Consider the following 285-nt stretch of genomic DNA (forward strand, 5'->3'; position numbering starts at 1 on the left):
CCTGGAGACGGTCGAGGAATCGGTGGACCAGCTCACCGCGCTGGTGGGCAATCTGCTGGATTCGTCGCGACTGGCCGTCGGTGTGGTGTCACCACAACTGCGGCAGGTCTATCTGGACGAGGTGGTGCACCGCGCGTTGGTCGGCGTCGGGATGGGGGCGCGTGGCCTGCGCCGTGCGGCGATGGACCGCGTGGAGGTCGCGGTGGATTCCCTGTCGGTCCGTGCCGACGGTGGTCTGCTCGAACGGGTGATGGCCAACCTCATCGACAACGCGTTGCGCCATTC

General features: G+C 67.4%; 1 protein-coding gene. It reads left to right on the top strand.

All coding sequences use genetic code 11. From position 1 onward, the window contains the following. A partial coding sequence (locus GV790_RS30020) for a sensor histidine kinase (RefSeq protein WP_375139445.1) occupies positions 1-285 on the top strand: 285 nt, incomplete at both ends.

It is taken from the genome of Nocardia cyriacigeorgica, from assembly GCF_010858045.1.
Lineage (GTDB): Bacteria > Actinomycetota > Actinomycetes > Mycobacteriales > Mycobacteriaceae > Nocardia > Nocardia cyriacigeorgica_E.